Annotated in this window: 25 protein-coding genes, 1 tRNA gene and 1 pseudogene; 8 read left to right on the top strand and 19 right to left on the bottom strand. The window is 37.6% G+C overall.

The window, feature by feature from the left end:
* Positions 1–56: 56 nt before the first annotated feature.
* The 8 genes from ABVM50_RS14360 to ABVM50_RS14325 form a co-directional block, all read right to left on the bottom strand.
* Positions 57–1,136 carry a mannose-1-phosphate guanylyltransferase gene (locus ABVM50_RS14360; protein ID WP_405199195.1) on the bottom strand — a complete coding sequence of 360 codons (1,080 nt, stop codon included), beginning with the start codon at positions 1,134–1,136 and terminating at the stop codon, positions 57–59.
* A 127-nt stretch (positions 1,137–1,263) separates the two neighbouring features.
* On the bottom strand, positions 1,264–1,983 hold the full coding sequence (locus ABVM50_RS14355) for a LytR/AlgR family response regulator transcription factor (protein ID WP_405199194.1): 720 nt from the start codon (positions 1,981–1,983) through the stop codon (positions 1,264–1,266).
* Between the two features lie 11 nt (positions 1,984–1,994).
* On the bottom strand, positions 1,995–2,315 hold the full coding sequence (locus ABVM50_RS14350; RefSeq protein ID WP_405199193.1) for an Hpt domain-containing protein: 321 nt from the start codon (positions 2,313–2,315) through the stop codon (positions 1,995–1,997).
* The gene (locus tag ABVM50_RS14345) at positions 2,312–3,346 is read right to left on the bottom strand and encodes an ATP-binding protein (RefSeq protein ID WP_405199192.1); all 1,035 of its coding nucleotides are present in this window, start codon (positions 3,344–3,346) and stop codon (positions 2,312–2,314) included. The genes ABVM50_RS14350 and ABVM50_RS14345 overlap by 4 nt, the downstream gene beginning before the upstream one ends.
* Positions 3,343–4,470, bottom strand: a complete 1,128-nt coding sequence (locus ABVM50_RS14340; RefSeq protein WP_405199191.1) for an FIST signal transduction protein — start codon at positions 4,468–4,470, stop codon at positions 3,343–3,345. The genes ABVM50_RS14345 and ABVM50_RS14340 overlap by 4 nt, the downstream gene beginning before the upstream one ends.
* A complete protein-coding gene (locus tag ABVM50_RS14335) occupies positions 4,467–6,839 on the bottom strand; it encodes a PAS domain S-box protein (RefSeq protein ID WP_405199190.1) in 2,373 nt (790 codons plus the stop codon). Before ABVM50_RS14335 ends, ABVM50_RS14340 begins: the two co-directional genes overlap by 4 nt.
* Positions 6,826–7,380 (bottom strand): heme NO-binding domain-containing protein, encoded by a 555-nt coding sequence (locus ABVM50_RS14330; protein WP_405199189.1) that lies wholly within the window; start codon positions 7,378–7,380, stop codon positions 6,826–6,828. The genes ABVM50_RS14335 and ABVM50_RS14330 overlap by 14 nt, the downstream gene beginning before the upstream one ends.
* Position 7,381: 1 nt before the next feature.
* Complete coding sequence (locus ABVM50_RS14325) at positions 7,382–7,795, bottom strand: response regulator (protein ID WP_405199188.1); 414 nt, start codon at positions 7,793–7,795, stop codon at positions 7,382–7,384.
* A gap of 409 nt (positions 7,796–8,204) precedes the next feature.
* On the opposite strand from ABVM50_RS14325, the gene ABVM50_RS14320 reads away from it, so the two are divergent.
* The 3 genes from ABVM50_RS14320 to ABVM50_RS14310 are packed head-to-tail and all read left to right on the top strand — an operon-like array spanning position 8,205 to position 11,051.
* Positions 8,205–8,561, top strand: a complete 357-nt coding sequence (locus tag ABVM50_RS14320; RefSeq protein ID WP_405199187.1) for a response regulator — start codon at positions 8,205–8,207, stop codon at positions 8,559–8,561.
* Complete coding sequence (locus ABVM50_RS14315; protein WP_405199186.1) at positions 8,558–9,610, top strand: hypothetical protein; 1,053 nt, start codon at positions 8,558–8,560, stop codon at positions 9,608–9,610. Before ABVM50_RS14320 ends, ABVM50_RS14315 begins: the two co-directional genes overlap by 4 nt.
* Positions 9,600–11,051, top strand: coding sequence for a glycosyltransferase family 2 protein (locus ABVM50_RS14310; RefSeq protein WP_405199185.1), 1,452 nt, complete (start codon positions 9,600–9,602; stop codon positions 11,049–11,051). The genes ABVM50_RS14315 and ABVM50_RS14310 overlap by 11 nt, the downstream gene beginning before the upstream one ends.
* Here the strand turns inward: ABVM50_RS14310 and ABVM50_RS14305 are convergent.
* Positions 11,048–12,292 (bottom strand): YaiO family outer membrane beta-barrel protein, encoded by a 1,245-nt coding sequence (locus ABVM50_RS14305; RefSeq protein WP_405199184.1) that lies wholly within the window; start codon positions 12,290–12,292, stop codon positions 11,048–11,050. The two genes, ABVM50_RS14310 and ABVM50_RS14305, sit on opposite strands and share 4 nt — an antisense overlap.
* Positions 12,293–12,427: 135 nt before the next feature.
* On the opposite strand from ABVM50_RS14305, the gene ABVM50_RS14300 reads away from it, so the two are divergent.
* The 4 genes from ABVM50_RS14300 (at position 12,428) to ABVM50_RS14285 (ending at position 15,210) form a co-directional block, all read left to right on the top strand.
* On the top strand, positions 12,428–13,327 hold the full coding sequence (locus ABVM50_RS14300) for an alpha/beta fold hydrolase (protein ID WP_405199183.1): 900 nt from the start codon (positions 12,428–12,430) through the stop codon (positions 13,325–13,327).
* A 46-nt stretch (positions 13,328–13,373) separates the two neighbouring features.
* Entirely contained in the window at positions 13,374–14,219 is an 846-nt protein-coding gene (locus ABVM50_RS14295; RefSeq protein WP_405199182.1) for an aldo/keto reductase, read from the top strand.
* A gap of 67 nt (positions 14,220–14,286) precedes the next feature.
* Positions 14,287–14,360 (top strand) — tRNA-Pro (locus tag ABVM50_RS14290).
* A 133-nt stretch (positions 14,361–14,493) separates the two neighbouring features.
* Entirely contained in the window at positions 14,494–15,210 is a 717-nt protein-coding gene (locus ABVM50_RS14285) for a glycosyltransferase (RefSeq protein ID WP_405199181.1), read from the top strand.
* A gap of 1 nt (position 15,211) precedes the next feature.
* Here the strand turns inward: ABVM50_RS14285 and ABVM50_RS14280 are convergent, their stop codons facing one another.
* From ABVM50_RS14280 to ABVM50_RS14240, 9 genes are all read right to left on the bottom strand, one after another.
* The gene (locus ABVM50_RS14280) at positions 15,212–15,781 is read right to left on the bottom strand and encodes a PepSY domain-containing protein (RefSeq protein ID WP_405199180.1); all 570 of its coding nucleotides are present in this window, start codon (positions 15,779–15,781) and stop codon (positions 15,212–15,214) included.
* 163 nt (positions 15,782–15,944) lie between these two features.
* Entirely contained in the window at positions 15,945–16,172 is a 228-nt protein-coding gene (locus ABVM50_RS14275) for a PLDc N-terminal domain-containing protein (RefSeq protein WP_405199179.1), read from the bottom strand.
* A gap of 59 nt (positions 16,173–16,231) precedes the next feature.
* Positions 16,232–17,170, bottom strand: coding sequence for a M23 family metallopeptidase (locus ABVM50_RS14270; protein WP_405199178.1), 939 nt, complete (start codon positions 17,168–17,170; stop codon positions 16,232–16,234).
* Between the two features lie 77 nt (positions 17,171–17,247).
* Positions 17,248–17,739 carry a class I SAM-dependent methyltransferase gene (locus ABVM50_RS14265; RefSeq protein ID WP_405199177.1) on the bottom strand — a complete coding sequence of 164 codons (492 nt, stop codon included), beginning with the start codon at positions 17,737–17,739 and terminating at the stop codon, positions 17,248–17,250.
* Between the two features lie 12 nt (positions 17,740–17,751).
* Positions 17,752–17,982: a hypothetical protein gene (locus tag ABVM50_RS14260; protein ID WP_405199176.1), complete on the bottom strand. Its 231-nt coding sequence runs from the start codon at positions 17,980–17,982 to the stop codon at positions 17,752–17,754.
* Positions 17,983–18,058: 76 nt separating this feature from the next.
* Positions 18,059–18,709 (bottom strand): ATP-binding cassette domain-containing protein, encoded by a 651-nt coding sequence (locus tag ABVM50_RS14255; RefSeq protein ID WP_405199175.1) that lies wholly within the window; start codon positions 18,707–18,709, stop codon positions 18,059–18,061.
* A gap of 290 nt (positions 18,710–18,999) precedes the next feature.
* Complete coding sequence (locus ABVM50_RS14250) at positions 19,000–19,734, bottom strand: flavodoxin family protein (RefSeq protein WP_405199174.1); 735 nt, start codon at positions 19,732–19,734, stop codon at positions 19,000–19,002.
* Positions 19,735–19,807: 73 nt separating this feature from the next.
* On the bottom strand, positions 19,808–20,335 hold the full coding sequence (locus tag ABVM50_RS14245) for a hypothetical protein (protein WP_405199173.1): 528 nt from the start codon (positions 20,333–20,335) through the stop codon (positions 19,808–19,810).
* Positions 20,336–20,436: 101 nt separating this feature from the next.
* On the bottom strand, positions 20,437–20,787 hold the full coding sequence (locus ABVM50_RS14240) for a hypothetical protein (RefSeq protein WP_141878195.1): 351 nt from the start codon (positions 20,785–20,787) through the stop codon (positions 20,437–20,439).
* 133 nt (positions 20,788–20,920) lie between these two features.
* On the opposite strand from ABVM50_RS14240, the pseudogene nudK reads away from it, so the two are divergent.
* Positions 20,921–21,528 (top strand): annotated as a pseudogene (gene nudK, locus ABVM50_RS14235) (GDP-mannose pyrophosphatase NudK).
* Here the strand turns inward: nudK and ABVM50_RS14230 are convergent.
* Positions 21,511–22,545, bottom strand: a complete 1,035-nt coding sequence (locus ABVM50_RS14230) for a serine hydrolase domain-containing protein (RefSeq protein WP_405199172.1) — start codon at positions 22,543–22,545, stop codon at positions 21,511–21,513. The pseudogene nudK and the gene ABVM50_RS14230 sit on opposite strands and share 18 nt — an antisense overlap.
* Between the last annotated feature and the right edge of the window lie 68 nt (positions 22,546–22,613).

The raw sequence follows: 22,613 nt of genomic DNA, 5'->3' as shown, positions 1-22,613 counted from the left end.
TTCGTTTGCTGTAGGTGCGCAGACGACAAAGAAGGATTTAGTGTCGGTGAATGGTTTTAGGCGAACTGGACACCATAACGTTCTATAACCTCGTTCCGGATATTTTTGATCTGTTGTTCTTTTTCCTTCGGAACAATAAGTAGCACCTCATCATTTTCCAGGATCATATAATCCTTCAGTCCGTCGACTAAAACCACTTTATTGCTTTCAGTTCTAATGATATTACCTGTAGCTTCAACCGGGATGAATCTGGAGTTTACTACTGTATTAGATTCAGCATCTCCGGGAAGTTCATCCTCTAAAGAACACCAGGTTCCAAGATCGTTCCACGAGAATGAAGCGGGAATAACCATCACTTCTTCTGAATTTTCAATGATTGCATAGTCAATACTGATATTTTCAGCATATTGATAATGACTTCTCAGGAAATTTGTTTCGTGTGGTTTGTTATAAAACTCCTGGCCAATTTCAAATAATCTGAACATGTCTGGCAGTAGTTTCTCAAATTTGTTCAGGATCGTTTGCGCTTTCCATACAAAGATTCCGCTATTCCATAGATAGTTTCCCTGGTTCAGAAAACTTTGAGCAGTCTGGAAATCTGGTTTCTCTGTAAATCTTTGTACATCATATACCTGCTCGGTTTTGTTATGATCGTATTGTATATAACCATACCCGGTATTAGGAAAGTGAGGTTTGATCCCAAATGTAATGAGTCTTTCTCCTTTTTCAGCTTCTTCAAAAGCCATGCACATGTCCTGCTCAAACAGATCTTCTTCCTGGATCCAATGATCACTTGGTGCAACCAGCATTCTGGCATCAGGATCCATTTTATGAATTTTCATAGCTGCAAGGAGGATACACGGAGCTGTGTTTCTCATAATTGGCTCGAGTACTACCTGTGAACTGGAAATTTCCGGTAATTGTTCCATGACGATATCTTTATAAATCGCATTGGTAAGTACAAGAATATTCTCAGCCGGAATAAAGCGGTTCAACCGATTAAAAGTGTTTTGAATAAGCGTTTTACCACTACCCAGGATATCCTGAAATTGTTTAGGGTTGCTTTGTTTGGATACTGGCCAGAATCGGCTTCCAACGCCACCTGCCATGATTACTGCGTAGTTATGATTTTTCATCGCTTTATTATTTTGATGTTTAGGTACTTATTTGATGTAAAGATACCGGCACAATGCGATGCATTCGGGAATATTCGTCTAAGCAGAATCTAAGAGCGACGAATGGAAATTATGTAAAGATAAGTTGTTACAGCAGGTTCAGTCTTTTCATGAGTTCCGGGCGGTTACTACGGCTAACGGGAACGACATCTTTTTCTATAAGTACACTATTATCCTCAATATCGATAATGTGCTTCGTATTGATCACATAAGACCTGTGCACTTTCAGGAAAAGATCTTCAGGCAACTTATTTTCTATCTTTTTCAGTGTAGAATGAACAGTGTAGTTTTTTTCGAATGTCTTGATCTGTATATAATCACCTTTGGCTTCCACCAGGTATATACTTGGAATATCGATCTTGATAAGTCTACGGTCGATATTCACATAAAGATCATTCTCAGTTTTATTAACATCTGAATCTACTTCAGTAGACTTGGGAGTAGAAGATGTGGAAGGTTTTGAGTTTTCAGCTTTTTGAACTGCCTTTTTAAAACGTTCCGGAGTTATTGGTTTTACTATATAATCTACGATACAATCATATTCAAAAGCTTCTATTGCAAAGCTCCTGTCTGAAGTCGTTAGAATTACATTGGGAGGATTCTTAAGTGTTTGAATAAAGTCGAAACCAGTAAAGTCTGGCATATGAATATCCAGAAATATAAGATCCACCTGATTCTGGTTTAGATATTTGATCGCCTGCAGAGCGTTGGAGAAATCACCAACAAGGTTAAGTTCCTTATGAGTATCTATAAGCTGACTTATGATCATTCTGGCCGTAGCCTCATCATCAATAACTAAACATTTCATGAACCGGTAGTTTAAGACTTAGCAATGAAATCGCTCATATTCTGAAGGATCTCATTAAAGCTTTTATGCTTTTTAGGATCATTCTCACGGAGTTCTTCTTCGTAGATCTCCGCAAAGCGATAACTTTCTTCAAGGCCTAAAATACTAATTTTGTGCTTAAGTTTATGAACATTTGAGGCAGCTTCAACAAAATTGCCTAGTTCTATATTTTCGTGATAAACAGCTTCTTCCTCTGGGAATTCTCTTTTTACAACTGCTAATAGTTTGTTTTCGAACTTTTTATCTCCACCAGATAGCTGATGCAGGTAGTTTAAATTTGGTTGTTCTTTCATTTGGGTAAAGTAAAATAAAAACTGGTTCCTACGTTTTCCTTGCTCTCCAGGCTAATCTGCCCTCCATAGAAGTCTACTACTTTTTTGGCGATAGAAAGCCCTATTCCGGTCGAGTTCTGGTTAGTATCGATCTTTTCAAAGATCTTAAAGATCTTATGATGATGCCTTTCAGGAATTCCTTTACCAGAATCCTTGATCTCGAATTTCCAGAATTTCCCGGCATCGATAACATTAATCTCAATCTTACCTTCCTGCTGAATGCTTTTCACGGCATTGTGAATGATATTTTCGAAGAGTTGCTGAATTCTAAATTTATCTGCCTTTACTACCGGAAGCTCTTCTGAAATTTCCACTTTGATGCCATCGGGAATAACCAGAAGATCTACAATTTCCTGAACCAAGTATTTGGTGTCCACCTCGTAGTGTCCATGATCTGCCATTTCAATAGTGGAGTAATTGAGAATTCCTTCAATAAGGGCATCCATTTTCTCTACATTTTTCAGGATCATGTCAAAATGCTCTTTCCCTTCTGTAGTTAAACTGTCGTAATTATCTGTCCTGATCCAGGAAATTAAAGTGTTTACGCTTCTCAATGGAGACTTTAGATCATGAGAGACCATATGAGCATAATCTGTAAGCACCTGGTTCTTATTTTCAAGGTTCTTTAGAAGCTGCTCCTGCTTTCTGGCGGCAATTTGTAGTTCTTCACTTTGCTCACGTATATGTTCCGCGAGGTCTTTGATCTCAAATTCACCGTTCTCCTTTTCAAATTCTTTTAGATTTAAAGCCCTGATTGCAGTAGTGATGCTATCCAGAATATCTTTTTGATACATTACATCTGTACGAAGTTGCTGGTTAGCGTCAAAAAGTTCATCAGAGCTAATGCGCATCGCGCGCTGCAGCATGCTGAATTGTTCTTCACTATTGTTATAGGATTCATCGATAGCGGAAAGAAAAGCTTTCATTTTCGGTTCTTCCAAAGTTTCTTCATCCAGGTATTTATTTACCTGGCGTTGCAACAAACTGTTCATTCGCTTAGTAGGGTTAAAGTCATGGTTTGATTGTGTAGGGTTCCATTGCTTTCCCCATAAAAAGGTGCTATTTCACCATAGGAATAGAATCCGCCAACAGCGACATCTTTTCCAATTACATTGATTACTTCTTCAATCTCTTCTTCTGCTCGTTGACTAAGGACGAGTCGGCGGCCAATACAACTTACAAGTAGTGCCAGTTCAGGTTTTTTCTTACGGTTCTGGTTGGCCAGACTCGCTGCATCCTGTGCACCATTTAGCAATGCATCTGCAGAAGCCATCATCAATTGAACTCTTGAACCCTGAGGGACATCTCCCGCGAGGATCATAGAATTGTTCTCTCTGTTGATGTTCAAAATTGTACGTACAACAGGATGTTTTTTTCCTTTTTCTCTAACGTAAAGAGGGTAGAAGAGGGAAGACTGCGGTAACTCAGCAGATTTTTCTCCTAAATACTTTGAGTACAGATCAAGTGCTGGTTGTCCATCCAGTTCAAAAAGCACGTTATTTTCAGATTTAGTGATAAGTCTTTCAGGACCAAAAGGAATCCATCCACCAACACTGGCGAAGGATATTTCAAGATCATCGCCATAGAATCCTATGACCACAACTTCACCTTCTTCCGCAGCATTTAAACCAGCGAGTGTTTTTTCAAATCTTGGACCATCACCGCACATGCCACCAGTTACACAAAAATCTTTATTTTCCTCATGTTCCAGACCGCGCAATAGATCACTTCCGTTAATAAAACTTCCTTCTGAAATTACAAATACATGTTTGAGATTTTCATGATCCAGTTTACTGATCAACTCTTTGCCCAGCGCCATTCCATCCATATTGTACTGATGAATATTCGCGGTTTTAATATCGAAATGAGATCTTTCAAGATCGATTAGAGTGGCTACTGCCTCATTTTCACTTATTCTATCGCCCAGGATCTCTCCTGCTGCAGTTCCAAAAACAAGGTTCTTATACGGAAACTGATCTTTACAGTTCTCGATGAAATCTGACTTTTCCAGAAGATGGCGATCTCCGAAAATTAATACTATCGGATTTTCAAGTGCGGAAATTTCTGATTTAAATTTCCAGTTTCCAGCCTCAAACTTTGCCTGTACTATTTTCATAAGTTCTTTTTAATGCTGAAATTGAAAGTGGTACCAACTTGAGGTGTGCTTTCCAGCCACACTCTTCCATGATAGAGATCAATGATCTTTCTAACGATACTTAGACCTATTCCGGTAGATTTCCTATGGTCTGACGCGGTGTTGAAGATCTGAAATATACGGTCATGCTGATCTGCCGGAATTCCAATTCCATTATCTTTTACAGAAAATATATATTCATTAGGATTTTCTTCCACATCTACTTCAACGACTCCCTTTTCCTTGTCGATATAATTCACAGCATTCGATATAATGTTCTGGAATAACTGCTGAATTCTGGTGGTATCGGCATCGATGACCGGTAATTTATTCTTGATCGTCACTTTTATATGATCCGGTATATAGATCATGGCAATGATATCTTCAACCAACGCCTGAACGTCCACTTTTTCGACACTTGCTGAGCTGCGATCTATACTGGAATACTTCAGAATGTTCTCGATAAGGTGGTCCATTTTCTCCACCTTATCCTGCATAAGATCAATATTTATAAGACTGTCATCACCCAACTGATTCTTAAAATCTTCCCTGGTCCAGCTTAGAAGCGCTGAAATATTCCGAAGTGGTGATTTTAGATCATGGGATACGATATGAGCATAATCGTTCAACTCCTGGTTTTGAACCTCAAGATCCTTTAAAAGTTCCACCTGTTTGTTTTCAAGGTCCTTACGATCTGTAATATCAAGATGAATGAATATAGATCCAGTTATTTCACCTTTCATGTTCAGGTTTGGAGTTCCACTTATTAGCCAGGTTCTTAATTCTCCATTTTTACTAATCACATCTACTTCGTGGTTCTTGATTTGGTCTGCGTTTTCGATTCCAATCTCATTCTCAAAAATTTCCCTCGAGCTCTCCGTTAATAGCAGTTCTCCGGGATGCTCACCTAAAAGTTCAGCCTCAGTATAACCACTTATATCCTCGAAACTTTGATTAGCCATCAATATTTTCACATCTGCATCTACTTCCAGTAAGCCTAGATTCATATTGGCAATAATACTACTGTATTTATCTTTTTGAGCCTGTAATGACTCTTTATAGCGTTTTCTAATGGTGATATCATCATAGCTCCAGAGATGACCCTTATAAACACCATCACTAAAAATAGGAATATAACTACGCTCCAGAAATCTGCCATCTGCCATAGCTAATTCTTCTGCAATCACCGTTTCTCTATTTTTAACGAGATTTTCAACCTCTGTCACGAATTTATCAGGTTCTGCAAAAAGCCTTTTAGATTGTTCAGCAGCACTAGAGCAGTCGGCGCCGGTTAGAGCAGCAGGAGAAGCCGGTATTTCGAAGAGATCGCAGAATCTCTGGTTCGTAAGGCTTATTGTTCTATTTTCATCTTCCAGCAATACCGCACTCTGCATGTTCATAATTAGAGTGGACATTCTATTTTCAGACTGTTTAAGTTTATTACTAGCTTCTTTACGCTCTGTAATATCTTCTACAGTGGCTACAAGATATTCGGTAACGCCATTTTCATCTGGAACGGCCGTCACACTGGTGTTAGCCCAGAGTAGAGATCCATCTTTTCTAAAATAGCGCTTTTCCATCTGGAAAGACTGGATCTCTCCTGCGAAAAGCTTCTCCCTCAATTTTAATGTTTCCTCGCGGTGATCTGGATGGGTGATCTGGTTAACATCCACCTTTTCAAATTCATCAGGCGTGTATCCAAACATCTTGCTCATGGCACTATTAACCATAAGAAGGCCGCCATCCATGGACCTGGCGAGGGACACCCCAATTGGGGAGTTTCCGAAGATAATATCAAGCTGTCTCTTCTGGTGTTGCATTTGCCGCTTCATCGCGGTTTCCTGGGTGATATCTCGGGCAATTCCCTGCGCAGCGACCGGTTCACCTTTAGTATTGTAGATGATACTGGCGTTGATCTGAACGATCTTTTCAATGCCGCTTTTAGTAATTACGACCGCACGGTAATTATTGAATTTTCCATGAATGGTCAGCTCCTTGAAAGCTTCGAAAGTGTATTCTTTGTATTGGTCTTTTACAAGTCCAATTAAATTTACTGTTTCCTGCTCAGGATCGTATCCTAAAAGATCTTTCGCTGCCTGGTTCATTCTAATTACATCTCCAGATAGCTCCATGACCACAAAAGCATCGATCAATGTTTCGAAAACACCCTCCAGTTCAGAAGTTTTTCTATTCAGTGTTTCCTCAAGCCGTGAATTAGTTTGACGTAATTCTTCTGAAACATTATAAAGTTCAAGAGACTTTTGCTCCAATATTGCTTCGGCCGCCTTTCGGGCAGCTTTCTCACGCATAAGAGCACGCTCCAGAATTTCAACGTTTTTAGCTGACTGCATGCGGCTCCTTGTAAATTCTGAATCTTACCTGTGTACCATTCTCCTGAACCATTTCCAGTTCAATCCTGGAATTTTCATGATAATGCGCGAAGGTTTGTTCCATAAGCGCCTTGGCAAACATGTACATAGACCTATCTGAATAATACATCATTTCCAGAGAATTATCATCCTGCTGAATGATACGGAAGGTAGGAAGTTCTGCTCCAGGATATAGTTTTCTAACTTCTACATGAATATGATTTTCTATGGAAGCGAGCATTTCCAAAGGTCCACTATACAAGCTGAAAATATTTGCATGGTTCTTTTCCAGAACTGCAAAAAATGTTTTTCCGTAGGCATACAGTAAAGCGTTAACGCTCAAACCCGTTTTTTCTGAAAGTTTCACGATAAGACTCCGCATTTCAATGAAGTCGTAGGTTCCAACTGAAGTGTATATTCCTCCTGAAGCCAGGTTAGATTCATTGATGATCTGATCCAGAACTTCCAGACCAAACTCCTGTTCGACCATCTCCATAAACTCAGTAAAAACAATTCCTTTCATATTATACTTTAATTAGTTCATTAATGCTCCAGTAATCCAGTACGCTCTTGAGTTTATATACATAATCATCATATTTGAGAGGTTTTATGATATATCCTGCGATACCAATATTAAAACAATCAAGTAAATCTTTTCGATTATTTGAAGTTGTAAGAATTATAGTAGGAATATATTTTAGCGTTTCATCCTGCTTCAAAATACTAAGAAATTCGATACCATTCATTTTAGGCATATTTAAATCCAGTAATATTATTTCTGGTAACCGATCCTTTTGTTTTAAAAATTCCAGCGCCTCTTCACCATCTCTTGCATTATGAACCACATGTTTTAATTCTACGGAATTAAGGGTGCGGTTTAGTTTCATTACCTCAATTTCATCATCTTCGATAAAAAGGATATTTAACTTACGTTTCATAGGGAATTAATTTAGTCAATCAAAGATGACATAAAAGTTAAGTTTAAAGCCCTTAATTCGATTAAGCAGGCATTGCTTTCGGTCAATTGCGGCTAAGTGTAGACCAATAGACTTAGTGCAAAAAAGCCGGTTTAAATGCAATTACTATAACCTTGTTTTATACGCAGGCTACCCTAATCTATCTGAACAAACTCCTTAGTACAACAATTAATTTTCTAAAAATAAACGTGTTAAAGATTTAAATTATAATTTATAGTATTCAAAATCCCAGAAGAAATCGCTGGGATGAATGTAATATAGAAAGATTTTTCTTACTCAATTCTTGAAATCGATTTAAAATATTAACCTAAATGTATTATTTTTTACTCTTTAACGACCTATTCCGTATATTGGAACTTAAATCAAAAGCATGCGAAAAGTTCTGGTCATCCAGGAAGATATCATCATTTTGAAGATTCTGGAGAGACTTGTAACCGTAAATCACTTTGATTGTAAAGCTATAAGATCACTGGATGCTCTTACAATTGAGGATCAGGAAAGTGATTTTGAATTTATTATTACAGATATTCTTTTTGAGGGAATAGCTCCTTTAGAATTTATAGCCCAGGTACAGGAAATTATTCCGCATAAGAACCTTTTAGTGGTTACGAATATGGGACAGGATAAGATCAAGAAGGAGATCTTCGCACTTAAAGACATCACCGGATTTTATGCCGTACCCATAGATCTGGACGAAATCGAATCAACAATTCAGGCTTATTCATGACCGAAGCGGGAGTTTTACTTTTTATTAAATGCGTGCTGGCGATCCTTTTCGTTTATTGGATTTCCATAGCGGTCACGATGATTTATAGAAAGAATCGAATGAAAGCCCTGGACCGCATTGAATATACTTTTGCAGATATTGTAAGCCGCTATCTTTACAATGATTGCAGTAATCCGTTATTAATTAGTGAGATTAATGATCGTTTAAGAGTCGTTGGAATTCGTAAGGGTAATAAAAACAATGTACAGTATCTTATTCAGCTTATGATACGTACTCAGCGAACTATCCTTGGTGAAAATTATTTCAAGCTCAAAAAATTGTACGGCCAAATACCTCCTTACAATGCTTCATTTACCAAAATCTCCAAGTGGGGGTGGTATTCGAAAGCCCGTGGAATCAGAGAAATTTACGAAATGAACCAGTCTCAGTATATGAACGAGGTGTTCAAATTTCAGAATAATAAAAATGTCTTCGTGCGTAGAGAAGCGCAGATCGCTATGGTTGTTTTTATGGGATGGGAATCATTACGATTCCTTCCTTACTTAAAACGTAATATTACCTTATGGCAACAAATAAAGATCGTTGAAAAACTCTATGATCTGTATCCCACTCCAGAGATGAAATGGTTATATAAAGCATACAAAACCGACAAACTTTTTGGTAAAAAGCTTGTTATGAGAATTATTAGAAAATTCCAGCTGCATTCCGAAATCCCGTTTATCATGGAACATTTAGAGCATCCAGATTACGAAGTGCGAGAGACAGCAATTTACTGTATACAAACTTTTGCTTTGTCTACCGAAAGAATGAATTATATCAAAGATGTCTATGAAAGAGTAGCAAATCCTGTTCAACAAGCACAACTTTTAAATTATATCTATGAAAATTCTGATATCGATGTAGATTTCTACCTTCGACAGCTTCATGGCAGTAATGAGGAACTTAAACTGAATGTTGCTGAAATTTTATGGAACAATGGATTCAAAGAGAAAGTCCAGGAATTCTATTACGAACAGTATCCTGAAACTTTGACTTCAAATGTGGAATGATATAGCAAATTTCTTCCATGGTGAAACTGTATATCTTGCTGCAAACTACCTATTCTTTGCATACGGGATCGCCTTAATGTCCATGTATTTTACAGGTGTAATCCTGGCTAGTCGTGCCATAAAGCGTAATAAAAAGAAATCCCGGTTCTTACAGGTAAATGATATTGTTAGTGCTACAGATATTCCTTCGGTATCTCTCATCGCGCCTGCATATAATGAAGGTCTTACAATTGTTGAGAATGTAAAAAGCTTGCTGTCAATTCAATACCCCTACTATGAATTAATACTTGTTAATGATGGAAGTAAGGACGATTCACTGGATATCCTTATTAGAGAGTTTAAGCTTGAACGGAAGGATGCGACCTTTATCACGCAACCTATTCCTACAGCAACTGTAAAATATGTTTATAGGAGTAAGCTTTCAAAATATACCCATCTTACAGTACTTGATAAAAACAATGGAGGTAAGGCTGATGCATTAAATGCAGGAATCAACTTTGCAACTTCAGAACTTGTTGTTTGTACAGATGTAGATTGTATTATAGAACAGGATACATTACTAAAAATGGTTCGACCTTATCTTGAGGAATATCATAGTGAGATCATTGCATGTGGTGGAGGTATTGGAATTGCGAACGACTCGATCGTGAAGAATGGCGTGATGAAAGAACTTCGATTACCAAATGATATTGTACCCATGGTACAGGTGGTGGAGTACATCCGCGCATTCCTGCTGGGTAGAATGGCCTGGAGTGAAATCAACGGGCTTATGCTTGTATCTGGAGCTTTTGGGATGTATCCTAGAAAGCGAGTTATCGAGGTAAACGGCTTTGATGCAAAAACAGTAGGGGAAGATTTTGAACTTTGTATACGCCTAAGGCGTTTGATGGAAGAAAAAAACTTGCCTTACAAAGTAGTTTATCTTCCAGAAACTATATGCTGGACAGAAGGGCCACCGAATTATGATATTTTGATCAAACAGCGTGACCGTTGGGCGAGGGGACTTTGGGAAACCCTGAAAATTCACAAGAAACTGTGCTTTAATCCTAAATATCGTTATATGGGAATTCTTTATTATCCATATTGGCTAGTTTTCGAGTTTGGAGCGCCTATTATTGAATTCCTGGGTATTATTTGTATTATCGCATTCGCTTTCTTTGGATTGATCAACTGGACTATGGCAGTGCTTCTATTTACAGCTGCCTACGTAGTAGCTTGTATATTTTCGACAGCGGCAATCTTTATGTATGTCAAAAACTTCAACCATTATAATAAACCAAAACAGGTCGTAGAGCTATTACTTGCAGCTTATCTTGAACCATTCTTATATCACCCTGTACTTGTATATGGTCAATTGAAGGGCTATTACAAGAAGATTTTCCGAATAGAGTCTGGCTGGGGAACCATGACCAGAAAAGGATTCAAGGCTTCAGATACCTAGAATCTATAGCGATACCCAATATTTCCTATGAATTGATCGCCCTGCCTTGTGGAAGTAATATCCTCAAAAAGATAACCAGCGCCTAGCTGAATTATATGATGAGGTCCAATGGTAAAATTCAGTCCAAGATTGGAATAATATGCCTCCAGAGAAGGATTCTCCTGTACCTGAGTAAATATCGTGGTCTCATCTGGTGAAATGCCCGTACCTAGACGTAGGAATAAGAAATTATCCGCATTATTTAAGTAATAACGAACATTTAACTGGTAGTTCTGGGTAAGCTGATCATTGAATTCAGGTCCCAGGAACAATCTTGTATTCACATAGAATTTTCCTTTATACATGGTGAGTCCCAGAATTCCGGAGTAAAAATTTTCACCTGAAAAACGTAATAATCTAGCTCCCGTTTCCAGTTCGAAGATCGAAAAGATATTGACAAATAGAGAAGCGCTGGACCTAAGATCCGGATACAAAGTTCCATCTGAAATTCCCAAATTTAAAAATGCATATACTTTATTACTAAACACAGGGTAAGATTCCAACTCATATAAAGTACTCTGGTCATACCCGCGGTCTGTATAATTTAACCGAGCAATCACGGCAGTGCTGTTGAAAAAGTGTTGAAACTCGGGACTTATCGTCTGCCAGCTTTCACGATTATACTGTTCACTAAAATATATATATTGATAATTTACTCCAATTTCATTGCTTACTGTACGTTTTAATATATTCTGAAGAACATAGCGTTGATTTTGATCAAGATCACGATTATCAAATAGATCTAGAGCGATCTCTCTTGATGCTTTTTTATCTTTTTTCTGAAGTAAAAGTTCAGATTTTAGAATTAGCATGTCAGCACTTATACTTTGAGTTTTTTCTAATAATTCCAGATAAGCTAACGCATCATCTGGGTCACTAATGATTTTCGAGTGTCTAACCACAAGTTCCTGAACACCCGGGTAATCCTGTGCCGCCTTCATAAGGAAATTAAGATCTTTAGTTGCCTGATCAATACTATCAAGCGCCCAGAAATTTCTAATTCTTAATATTCTGATATCATGATACTCTGGAGCTAGTTCCAATCCACGGTTAGCATATTGAAGAGATTTTTGAAACTGTTCATTTTGATAGAGTTCTAATCCCTGAAAGTAAAGGCTATCTGTGTTCTTCTCGGTAATTTGCTGTGCGTTCGTTTTAAAGAAGACAAGTAAAAAAAGGCTAAGTAAAAGTGATCTATTCATTGTTGTTGATTTGGGCAAAACCGGGGTGAAGATAATCATATTAAGCTATTTGCGACAAGCCTGAACTAATATTGTCTACAGCGCGTTATAAAGCTAAGCGATACTTTAAAGAGTATCATATTCAAAAGCATCCTGATGAAACTATTTTTATTCCTTACATTCTTATTTCTTATCACTAACAGCTTCCGGGCTCAGTCTGAAGAAACAATAGAGTACAAAGATGGCAAACTCCACTACAGTACGTATGGCTCTGGAGACCCTGTTCTAATCATAAATGGTGGTCCTGGCATTAGTAGTGATGGTTTTGGAGAACTGGCTCAATTGCTTTCAGAAGACAATCGAACTATCATTTACGACCAGAGAGGTACCGGAGGGTCAAGGATTCTTTCAAATAGTAATTCCGACTACACTATAGATCGAATGGTGGAGGATATTGAAGTTTTACGGAAACACCTGGGATATGAGAACTGGATCGTGCTGGGACATTCCTTTGGCGGAATGCTCGCTTATGCCTATGCGGCAAAATATCCTGAAAGAGTACGCGCAATGATACAGTCGCACTCAGGTGGCATGGATCTAAGATTAAGAGATTACCCGGATCTACGGGATAGATTAAGCAGATCCCAGCAAGATGAATTGAATCAATTAGTTCTGAAAATCAGTTTAGGTGATACTTTGAGAGAAACTCGTTACCAGCGGGCGAAACTCATGGCGATCGCATATTTGAATGATTCCACCAGAACTTCAGAAGTAGCAGAAAGGCTTATGACAACAGATCGAACAATTAATTCGCAGGTTTGGGCCAATATGAACCTCATTAATTTTGATGTTTCCAAAGAGATGAAAAATTTTAATAAACCTGTTTTGATCCTGAATGGTGTAGATGAAATCGTTCATAAAGATATTGCCATCTATGCAGATAGTGTTCTTCCAGAATCAAGATTAATTTTAATGGAAGACTGCGGTCATTATGGTTGGCTTGAGAGACCCGAAATTTATCTTAAAGAGGTTAAAGAATTTTTAAAGTCTAATTAGAGACTCAGATGTTCTAATTATACTTTTAACTTTCTTGAAAAAGCAGATGATGTTAGATAGTATTAGTAGTAAAATAGAATTGCATAACGGTTATAAAATGCCAGGTTTAGGGCTAGGTGTTTATAAAGCAGATAATGGAGAAGAGATCAATAATGCAATTGCAGCTGCTCTTGAAACTGGTTACAGATTGATAGATACCGCAACCTTTTATGGAAATGAGAAGGGAGTAGGCGAAGCGATTAGAAAAAGCGATATTCCTAGAGAAGAGATCTTTATAACGTCTAAGCTTTGGATAGAAGACCAGGGAATTGAAACCACACGTAAAACTTTTGAAGAGACTTTGGAAAGAATGGAACTGGAATACCTGGATCTATACCTGATTCACTGGCCAAAGCCTGGTAAATATCTGGAATCCTGGAAAATTTTGCAGGAGCTTTACGAGGAAGGAAAAATTATAGCTATTGGAGTTTGTAATTGTATGATCCACCATCTGGAAAGTATTAAAGAACTTGGAGGAGTACAGCCGATGGTCTTGCAAAATGAATTTCATCCTAAACTTATTCAGCAGGATATTCTTGACTACTGCAAGAAAAATAAGATCCAGTATCAAGCCTGGTCTCCACTTATGCGAGGAGAAATATTAGAGAATGAGCTTATTGGAAATATTGCTGAAAAATACGGAAAGTCTGAAGCGCAAATCGTAATTCGCTGGGACTTGCATAAGGGAGTTGCGACTATTCCGAAGAGTGTACATAAACAACGAATTCAGGAAAATGCTGATGTCTTTGATTTTCAACTTACGGAAGATGAGGTTGCTAAAATTGATAGCCTGGAAGATAATACGCGGACTGGAGCTCATCCAGATACTTTTATGGAAGAAATGGACCTATAGTAAACCAATTGTTTACTTGAAATTATTTTGAATTCTCTACAAAACCAGCTTATTATTGCAAAGCAATCGAGATGTGGCGCAGTCTGGTAGCGTATACGCCTGGGGGGCGTGGGGTCGCAGGTTCAAATCCTGTCATCTCGACAAAAGAAACCGGCAACAATTTTGTTGCCGGTTTTTTTATGCTTCGGAATCACATGGAAAACTACTATTGAGCAATATTTATATATTTGCGGCAGTTTAAGATTTTCATACATTAATTGACTAATATTTCTGAATGCACCAATTAACTGTTATAGTTCCCTTATATAACGAAGAAGAGAACTTGCTCCGCGTTGAGCAGAAACTTGGAGAGTATGCAGAAAAATCTAGTGTTCCCACTCAAATATTACTGGTAAATGATGGGTCAACAGATGATAGTTTAAAAATGGTCAGGGAAATCTGTGAAAGATCTGAACATTTCAGTTACATATCCTTTACGAAAAACGCCGGTTTGAGTGCGGCTATCAAAGCTGGGATCGATCATGTATCCACAAGTCTTACTGGTTATATAGATTCTGATCTCCAAACAGATCCTGAAGACTTTGAAGTTCTGCTCAAGGAAATCAATAATTATCAATTAGTAAATGGCTACAGGAATCAGCGGAAGGATTCTTTTAAAAAGAACCTTTCTTCCACGGTAGCCAATAACGTCAGAAACTTTTTCACAAAGGACGGGATGTATGATACGGGTTGTCCACTAAAGATCATGCATACAGATTACGCTAAGCGAATTCCCTTTTTTAAAGGACTACACAGGTTTCTACCGGCAATGATCATGTTACAGGGAGGAAAAGTGATTCAGATCCCAATTCGCCATTATCCAAGAATAGCAGGAACTGCAAAGTTTGGATTGCGAAACAGGTTGATCAAACCTTTAATAGATTGCTTTGGCTATTTATGGATGAAGCGAAACTATATACATTACGAAGTAGGAGAGAAGCATTTAAAATAGATTATCTGCCGGTCTTACGCAATTTTTTAGGACCATACCAAAGCCAGAATCCGGTAATGGTAAATACTAGTAATGCAATTCCCATACTAACAGAATAGACCAATTTAAAATACCCACCGGTGCCCAGGTAATCATCTACAATAGAACCATCATGGATATTTTCGATAACATCAGATCTTCTTTGGCCAATACTTAGTACTTCACCTGTAGTACCATCAAGTTGTATCTCGTGAATGTGGTTTTTGAAAAGAAACTTAACAATACCTTTTTCCTTTCGAATATCCATCCTGTCTATATCGCGGGATAATAAAGATGAAACTGAATCTTTCAATGTTTGTTGTGCAATATTTTCAAGAACAGCTATGGATTTCCATTCCTCAAAATTTGAAGTTTGCCCGTTTTGAGTTTCTGGAAGAATATAGCCACTAGTATTTTTCTTGGCTCCCAAGAGGATTCCGGAAATGGATACGATAAAAAAGAAAACGAATAAAAATGCACCCATAGTGCGATGGATCTTTCTGAAAATCCTTAAGAGCCGGGCTTGTTTTATTCTTGATTTCTGTTTATTCATAGGGACTTCACCTTCCGACGAAAATAGGAAAATGTTTCAGAAAACTAACATACTACCTAAAATTTGATCTTCAGGAAAATAGTTGGCTCCTTCCGAAGAAAATTAAAGCTGTATCAGCATTATAAACAAAGCTTAATCTTCAGAATAATGTAAACTTTAGATGCTAATTTCTTGGTTTGAAAACAGGTTCAAAGCTTCTGCTTGATTCCGTAAACCTATGCTTGAATTGAAAGTAGACGAGTGATCCAATAACAGGAAATAAAAAGATCATAAAGATTAATAATACCTGCAGAATGGGAGAACTGAACCTGGTTTTTAGAATATCCACCAATGCCCAGATCCATAGAACGAGGGTTAGAATGATAAAAGTGATGATAATAGTACTCCACATAAAAGATCTCGTTATTCTTGATTAAGGATGTTTGCTAATTACAAGTTAATAAGATCTGCTCAATTAGACCAGTTAAATTGCGACGGATTCTTTTTAAATCTTCTAAGTTCTCTTTTAGAAAAATCCTGTGTAAAAATTTCCGGAGTCATTTCCATGGTGTATTCTTTGCCAGATTCGATAGCTCCTGAATGATCTTTCGTAAAGAAGACTGGCTTCAAGAATTTAAAATTAGCCTCATCCTGTTTCAATGCATTCTGACGGTTTCCTTCAAACTTCTCACTATAGATGTAATTTATAGAAAAATCGAGTCGGTGTTTCTGGTCTTCGAACTGCTGAGCATCGCCAAGATATTGGTTAGGATATACCTCTTCTCCTGGAAGGACTTTAATTTCCTCCAAACCCTGGTAATTTGCATAAGTTCCATCCTTATGCTCAATAATAATGCTATTTCTTACATTCTGGGAAATACTATCAGAATTTGAATTTCTTACTTCTACAACTACACCTTCCCTCATTGCGTGAACGGGAAAACTCTCACCTTTGGTGATTATATAGGAGATCCAGTTTCCGGTAACCATTGCTAGGTTTTCGGCTGCATTTTGTTGCGTGGTCTCTACTATTCTGGCGGTTCCCGAAGTTTTCAAAGGTAACAAATACTTGAATGTTGAGTCTACTTCAGGATTTGGAATGCCCCGTATATAGGAGAAGGTATAGGAATAGCCTATTTCCTCTTCCCGATTAATTGGACGCAATACGGTAAGATTGCCATAGTCATGATCCAGGATCTGTTTGTGATCACCGTGGTTGGTGTTTTTAAGATCTGGAAACTCCAGCTTTAAATAGTATGTACCCGGTTTATTCTTCCGGTAACTGAACTCGATACTTTTATCACCTCTGCGCTCATGCATGATCTCGATATCCGGGAGTTGTGCATTGGAGTTGGATGTATAACACATAAAACTCACAAGGATACTTAGAAACAGGTACTTCCGCATCATAGGTTTAAAAAATTTCTAATATTGATCTGGATTTAGAATTGCTGAATTTATAGATTTATTAGATTTTTTTCACAGAATTAGTTCATTTTTTCCTTTACAAAGATCAGGCAATGTTGCCAGGGTAAATTCTCAATATTCTGCTCTAGTCTAAAACCGGAAGCTTCAAATTCTTTTACGGCCTGTTTTTCGCTCATTTTATGAATTTCCTTGATTGGAATGTTCGCATCCTCAGCTTTATACTCGATCAGATAGATCTTACCATCAGAAGTCAGAGATTTATGCATGGATTCTATCATTTCCTTCGGAAAATTAAATTCATGATAGACATCCACCAGCAATATTTTTGAAACTGAATTCTCATCCAGATTAATACTTTTTTCTGAACCCTGAATGGTTTGAATATTATTAACCTGTTGTTCTGACTGCTTTACTGAAATCGCCTGAAGCATTTCCGGTTGTATATCCACTGCATAAATAAAGCCTTCAGTAGCCAATTTCGCCATTTTAAAAGCATGATAACCACTGCCGGCACCTACATCAGCGATCGTATCACCAGGCTGGATGTTCATGTTCTTTAGCAACTAACTCGTATTTTCCTCCTTTTCGCGATCAGATCTTTCCAGCCAGTTTATTCCCTGGTACCCCATGACTAGCGCGATCTCTCTACCCATATACCACTTTCCAATTCCGTTTGGATCGCCGTTTTTAAAAGTATAGGTTTCATCTTCGTTGTTTTCTTTTTTTGTCTGTCCGCATGCCGTCATACTTAATGCAAGCAGCAATAAAAGGAACAAATTGTAATGAGTTTTCATAGCATCTTTTTCCTAAAGTTACGATTTATACTTTTTCTGAAACTTCAGTACGAACAAGGCTCAATTTGTAAAAGTTTTAAGTGAGATAACCGTGTTGAATTAAACTATCCAGATCATCAACTTTCCGAAGATTTCCATTATCCATTAGCATGATTCGATCTGATAGAGAAATTACATTCCGGTAATCATGATCTGTAATGATGATGCCTTTATGCTCTTTTGTTTCCTGGATAAGCTGCGAAATTACTTCTCTGCTGGTAGGACTGAGTCCGTTAAAAGGTTCATCCAGCAATAGAAATCTGGATTCAGAATAAAGCAATAGCAGAACTTCCAGGGTTCTTCTTTGTCCTAAACTTAAATGGCCTACTTGTTCTCCCAATATCGGCTTCACTATAGGCAAATCCAGAACTATTCTGCTACACTGCCGACTAAGAAACAGTTTGATAGTACTCTTAACATTTATACTCTTAATTAAAAAGCTATCCTGCGGTAAGTACTTGATATCTTTTATAGATTTCGAGCCTGAATAAACCTTGTCATCAATTTTTAGAAACCGACTGTCAGCTCTCAATGACCCAAACATGATCTTCAGTAACGTTGATTTCCCACTTCCGTTTCTTCCCAGTAAACCAACCACTTCTCCTGTTGAACACTGCAGGTAGACATCGTTCAGGATCTTTTGACCATCATAAGCCTTTTGTACACTATCAAGTTGAAGTTTACTCAAAAAGCTGTGATATAAGGATCATTAAAACCGAAATAAAGATTGTACTCAAAAAGAGCTGAACTCTGGAGAATCCGTTATTTAGATAAAAATATAGTTCTTTAGGTGGATTGATGCTATAAACACTTAGGTGGATTAGAAGACTGCTAAGAAAGTAGAAGAATCCAAAATTTGAAAATTCAGAAGTTAGAGCGGCTATCAATAAAGAAATAGGTAATGCTGCGAAAATAATATTTCTCTGAAAAAGCAATAAGTTCAAAAAGATTCCCATTAATTATATTCTGAAAATAGATTTATCTGTACTCAGGATTTTCAAAATTCCAGCGCTTACCATCTTCCCAGCCTTCCGCTGAATTTCCATAAGCTGGATAACCGCATTGTTTTTTAAGACTGGACGCTAAATGCATCAAATTATAGGTCATGAAAGTAGTATTCTTATTCGTGAAATTACTTCCAAAACCCGCTGGTGGATCAAGTTTATCGTCTTTCCACTCGGTATCACCGTAACTTGGCCCAGGGCCAACTTCACCTATCCAGCCTGCATCTGCCTGAGGTGGAATGCTAAAACCAACATGTTGCATAGAGTAAAGAATCCCCATAGCACAATGTTTGATTCCATCTTCATTCCCGGTGATAAGCGTGCCTGCAACTTTACCGTAAAAAACATACTGACCTTTATCGTTTTGAACACCACTCATGGCATATAATCTTTCGATAAGTTTCTGGGCCATGGAAGATTTTTCGCCAAGCCAGATTGGTGTTCCAAGAACCAGAATATCTGCAGCCATGATTTTATCATAAATAGCCGGCCATTCATCTTTACCCCAACCATGTTCGGTCATATCGGGATAAATACCCGTAGCAATTTCATGATCGATAAACCTTATTTCTTCCACATCTACATTTTCCCGCCGCATGATCTCTGCGGAAAGTTCTATCAACTTAGAAGTATGACTCTCTTCTGGTGATTTTTTCAGCGTACAATTAATATAGATACAACGTAGATTACTGAAGTCTGGCTTACTCATTACCCAATTCTTTTATTAAACTTCCTTCAATTTAGTAATAAAATGAAACTTTATCCAGCATTGCAGTACATCGCTATTTACTCTCTTTTTTTAGCTGGATCTTTATGATTCCATGGACCTCCTTGCTTGTATATTTTGCGATAGAGTCCTGATCTTTTAATACATCGATTTTTGCAATGGTTTCCGGATCCATATTTTTCAGCATTGTGCTATGTGTGGCTTTTCCATCGATTAGATACAAAACATCCTCTTGCGCCAGATAATCATCATCTCTAACGGTCTCCTGATAAGATTTGGTTTTGATCATGAGCACTCCGTTCAATCCTTGTTTCCCAAACTTATTCTCAACATCTTCCTGCTCTTTCTTTAGAACAGCATAGGAGGTTATTTCAAATTTCGAAATACGGAGTGTATCCAGGATGTCAGATGTTAGAAGTTGTTCATTTAAAATGATGACAGGATCACTGGTAATTTCTTCTTTATTAACCAGATCTGCGATAAGTTCATGTAGATAATTATCCTGTTTTTCTTTTTCTGAAATTTCCTGTGCATTCAAGCTAAGTGTAAGCAGTAATAATAGGCTTGCTAAAATTTTCTTCATTTGTATTTCTCTAAATTTTTTATAGCTGAAATAAAAGGTATATGGTTCAGATAGCTAGCTATTTATAGCTGCTGTTTTCTGAAGTCAGGAAATATAAACAGTTATAAAAGATCGGTAGCTGCAGATTCTACAATGCTGAATCTTTGATCTAATTTATATTTTAAAAAGAGCATGATCAAAACTGATATGATCATGGAGACGACCATCAATTTATATTGTTGGCGTAGATCCCTGGCAGCATTAAGTTTTATTTCAGCAAGTACCTGCTCAAGTTCTTCGGAAGAATAATTTCTGAATTTTACGCCATCCAAACGTATACGATCGCTATTGATCGGGTCCCGAAGATCTTCCTTGAATTTAGGTTTCTGTGAATACAGTAATGATTTATTGTGCTCGTGTAAACTTTTAGGACCTCGCTCTACAGACATGGAATAGTGATTTTCGTAAGACATTCATTTACAATGTATTTAAAGTTAGTAAATTATTTGTAAATCTATAAACTGAAATTTTTGCACTATATCTGGTTTTAAGCGTTTCGAGTGAAAACTGCTCTTTATCTTGCGAACTTTAAATTTTTCCGAAGTAATGAAACAAGAACGAGTTGATAATCTAGAAATTGAAATTTTATCTGATAACTGGTACACGCTCAAAAAAGTAAATTTTGACTTCAGAAAAAATGATGGTAATTGGGAGCGGCAAAGTAGAGAGGCTTATGATCGCGGAAATGGAGCGGCAATCCTACTATACAATTTAGAAAAGGAAACTGTTATTCTTACCAGGCAATTCCGGATGCCTACTTTTTTAAACGGAAACTCTTCAGGGATGATGATCGAAGTCTGTGCTGGTCTGCTTGATCAAGATAGTGCTGAAGATTGTATTCGAAGAGAAACGCAGGAGGAAACCGGGTATGAGATCTCCAATGTCGAAAAAGTTTTTGAAGCTTATATGTCTCCAGGTTCGGTGACCGAGATCGTACATTTCTTCATAGCCGAATATCACGAAGACATGAAAATAGGCGAGGGTGGAGGTGTAGCTGAAGAACAGGAAGACATCGAAGTCCTGGAACTTAATTTTTCTGATGCGTTAAGGTTAAGACTGGAGAGATAAAGGATGGTAAAACGATCATGCTTTTACAGCATTTACAATTGAAATTATTGCAGGCAGAGTCGGAAATCTTAGTCGCGCTTCTCTAAGATTTTTATAATTCGGTCATAAACAATTTCAGAAATACTCCAGGTATAGCCATCAAAATTGGCGGTATTAACGAACTGGATCACTACCGTATCCATGTTTTCATGATATTCGGCAATACTCTGGTAACCCGGAATCAATCCGGTATGATCGTATACATAAATGGATGAATAGATCTTTTCCTCTTCTTTGGTTAGTAGTTTACCAGTATTCAAAGCTTTTACAAAAATTCCAACATCCTGAGCAGTTGCGATCATCGAATGGTAATTTGTGGACTTGATATCTTCTTCAACTCCAACATAATATCCGCACATTAATCTATCCTGATCAATATCATCCAGGCTGAAAAAAGTATTATCAAGATTTAAAGGGTCAAGAATATTTCTCTGTATTACTTGTGCATTGGAGTTACTGGTCACCCTTTCCATTAGCAAACCTAAAAGGAAGTAATTCGAATTTGAGTAAGCATAATCTGTTCCCGGTGCAAAACTGGCTGGTTTGTCAAGGAAAAGTTCCAGCGTTTGCTCTGTATTTTCTGGTGGGTGCATCCAGAAATCAGGCACATCGGTGTAATTTGGGATACCACTACGATGCTGGACCAGCATTCGAACGGTAATATTTTCAGCATTTTCTATTCTCCCGGCAAACTCAGGGAAATAATCTATTAAGCTTTTATCGAGGGATATAAGATCATCAGCTACCAGTTTTGTAATTGCGACCGCATCATACAGTTTACCAATACTCGCAATTTTGAAATAAGCTTCAGGATAAGCTCTTATCATCCGGTCGCGGTCATGCCATCCGGCTGCATAGAATTCTGCTGGGTGATCTCCCTGCTGAATATACACGATGCTTCCGTCAAAACCATGCTCGATACCTTCGTTTAATTGTTCCTGTACAGTGTCCGGTAACGGTAGTATCCAAGCCCAGATGAGCATCCACGGAACAAAGTAAAGCGATATCACGGTACCTGCTAAAAGTATGGTTCGAATAATAATCTTATTTTTTGAAGCAGGCATTCTGTGCTTGGTTATCTATTTAAGTTCTTTCAAATATAACTTAAAATCAACTTATAGAAATTACCGAG

This window comes from Christiangramia sp. LLG6405-1, assembly GCF_045055805.1.
Taxonomy (GTDB): Bacteria; Bacteroidota; Bacteroidia; order Flavobacteriales; family Flavobacteriaceae; genus Christiangramia.
The sequence above is the reverse complement of the archived record's forward strand: the minus strand, read 5'-3'. Positions and strand labels throughout refer to the sequence as shown.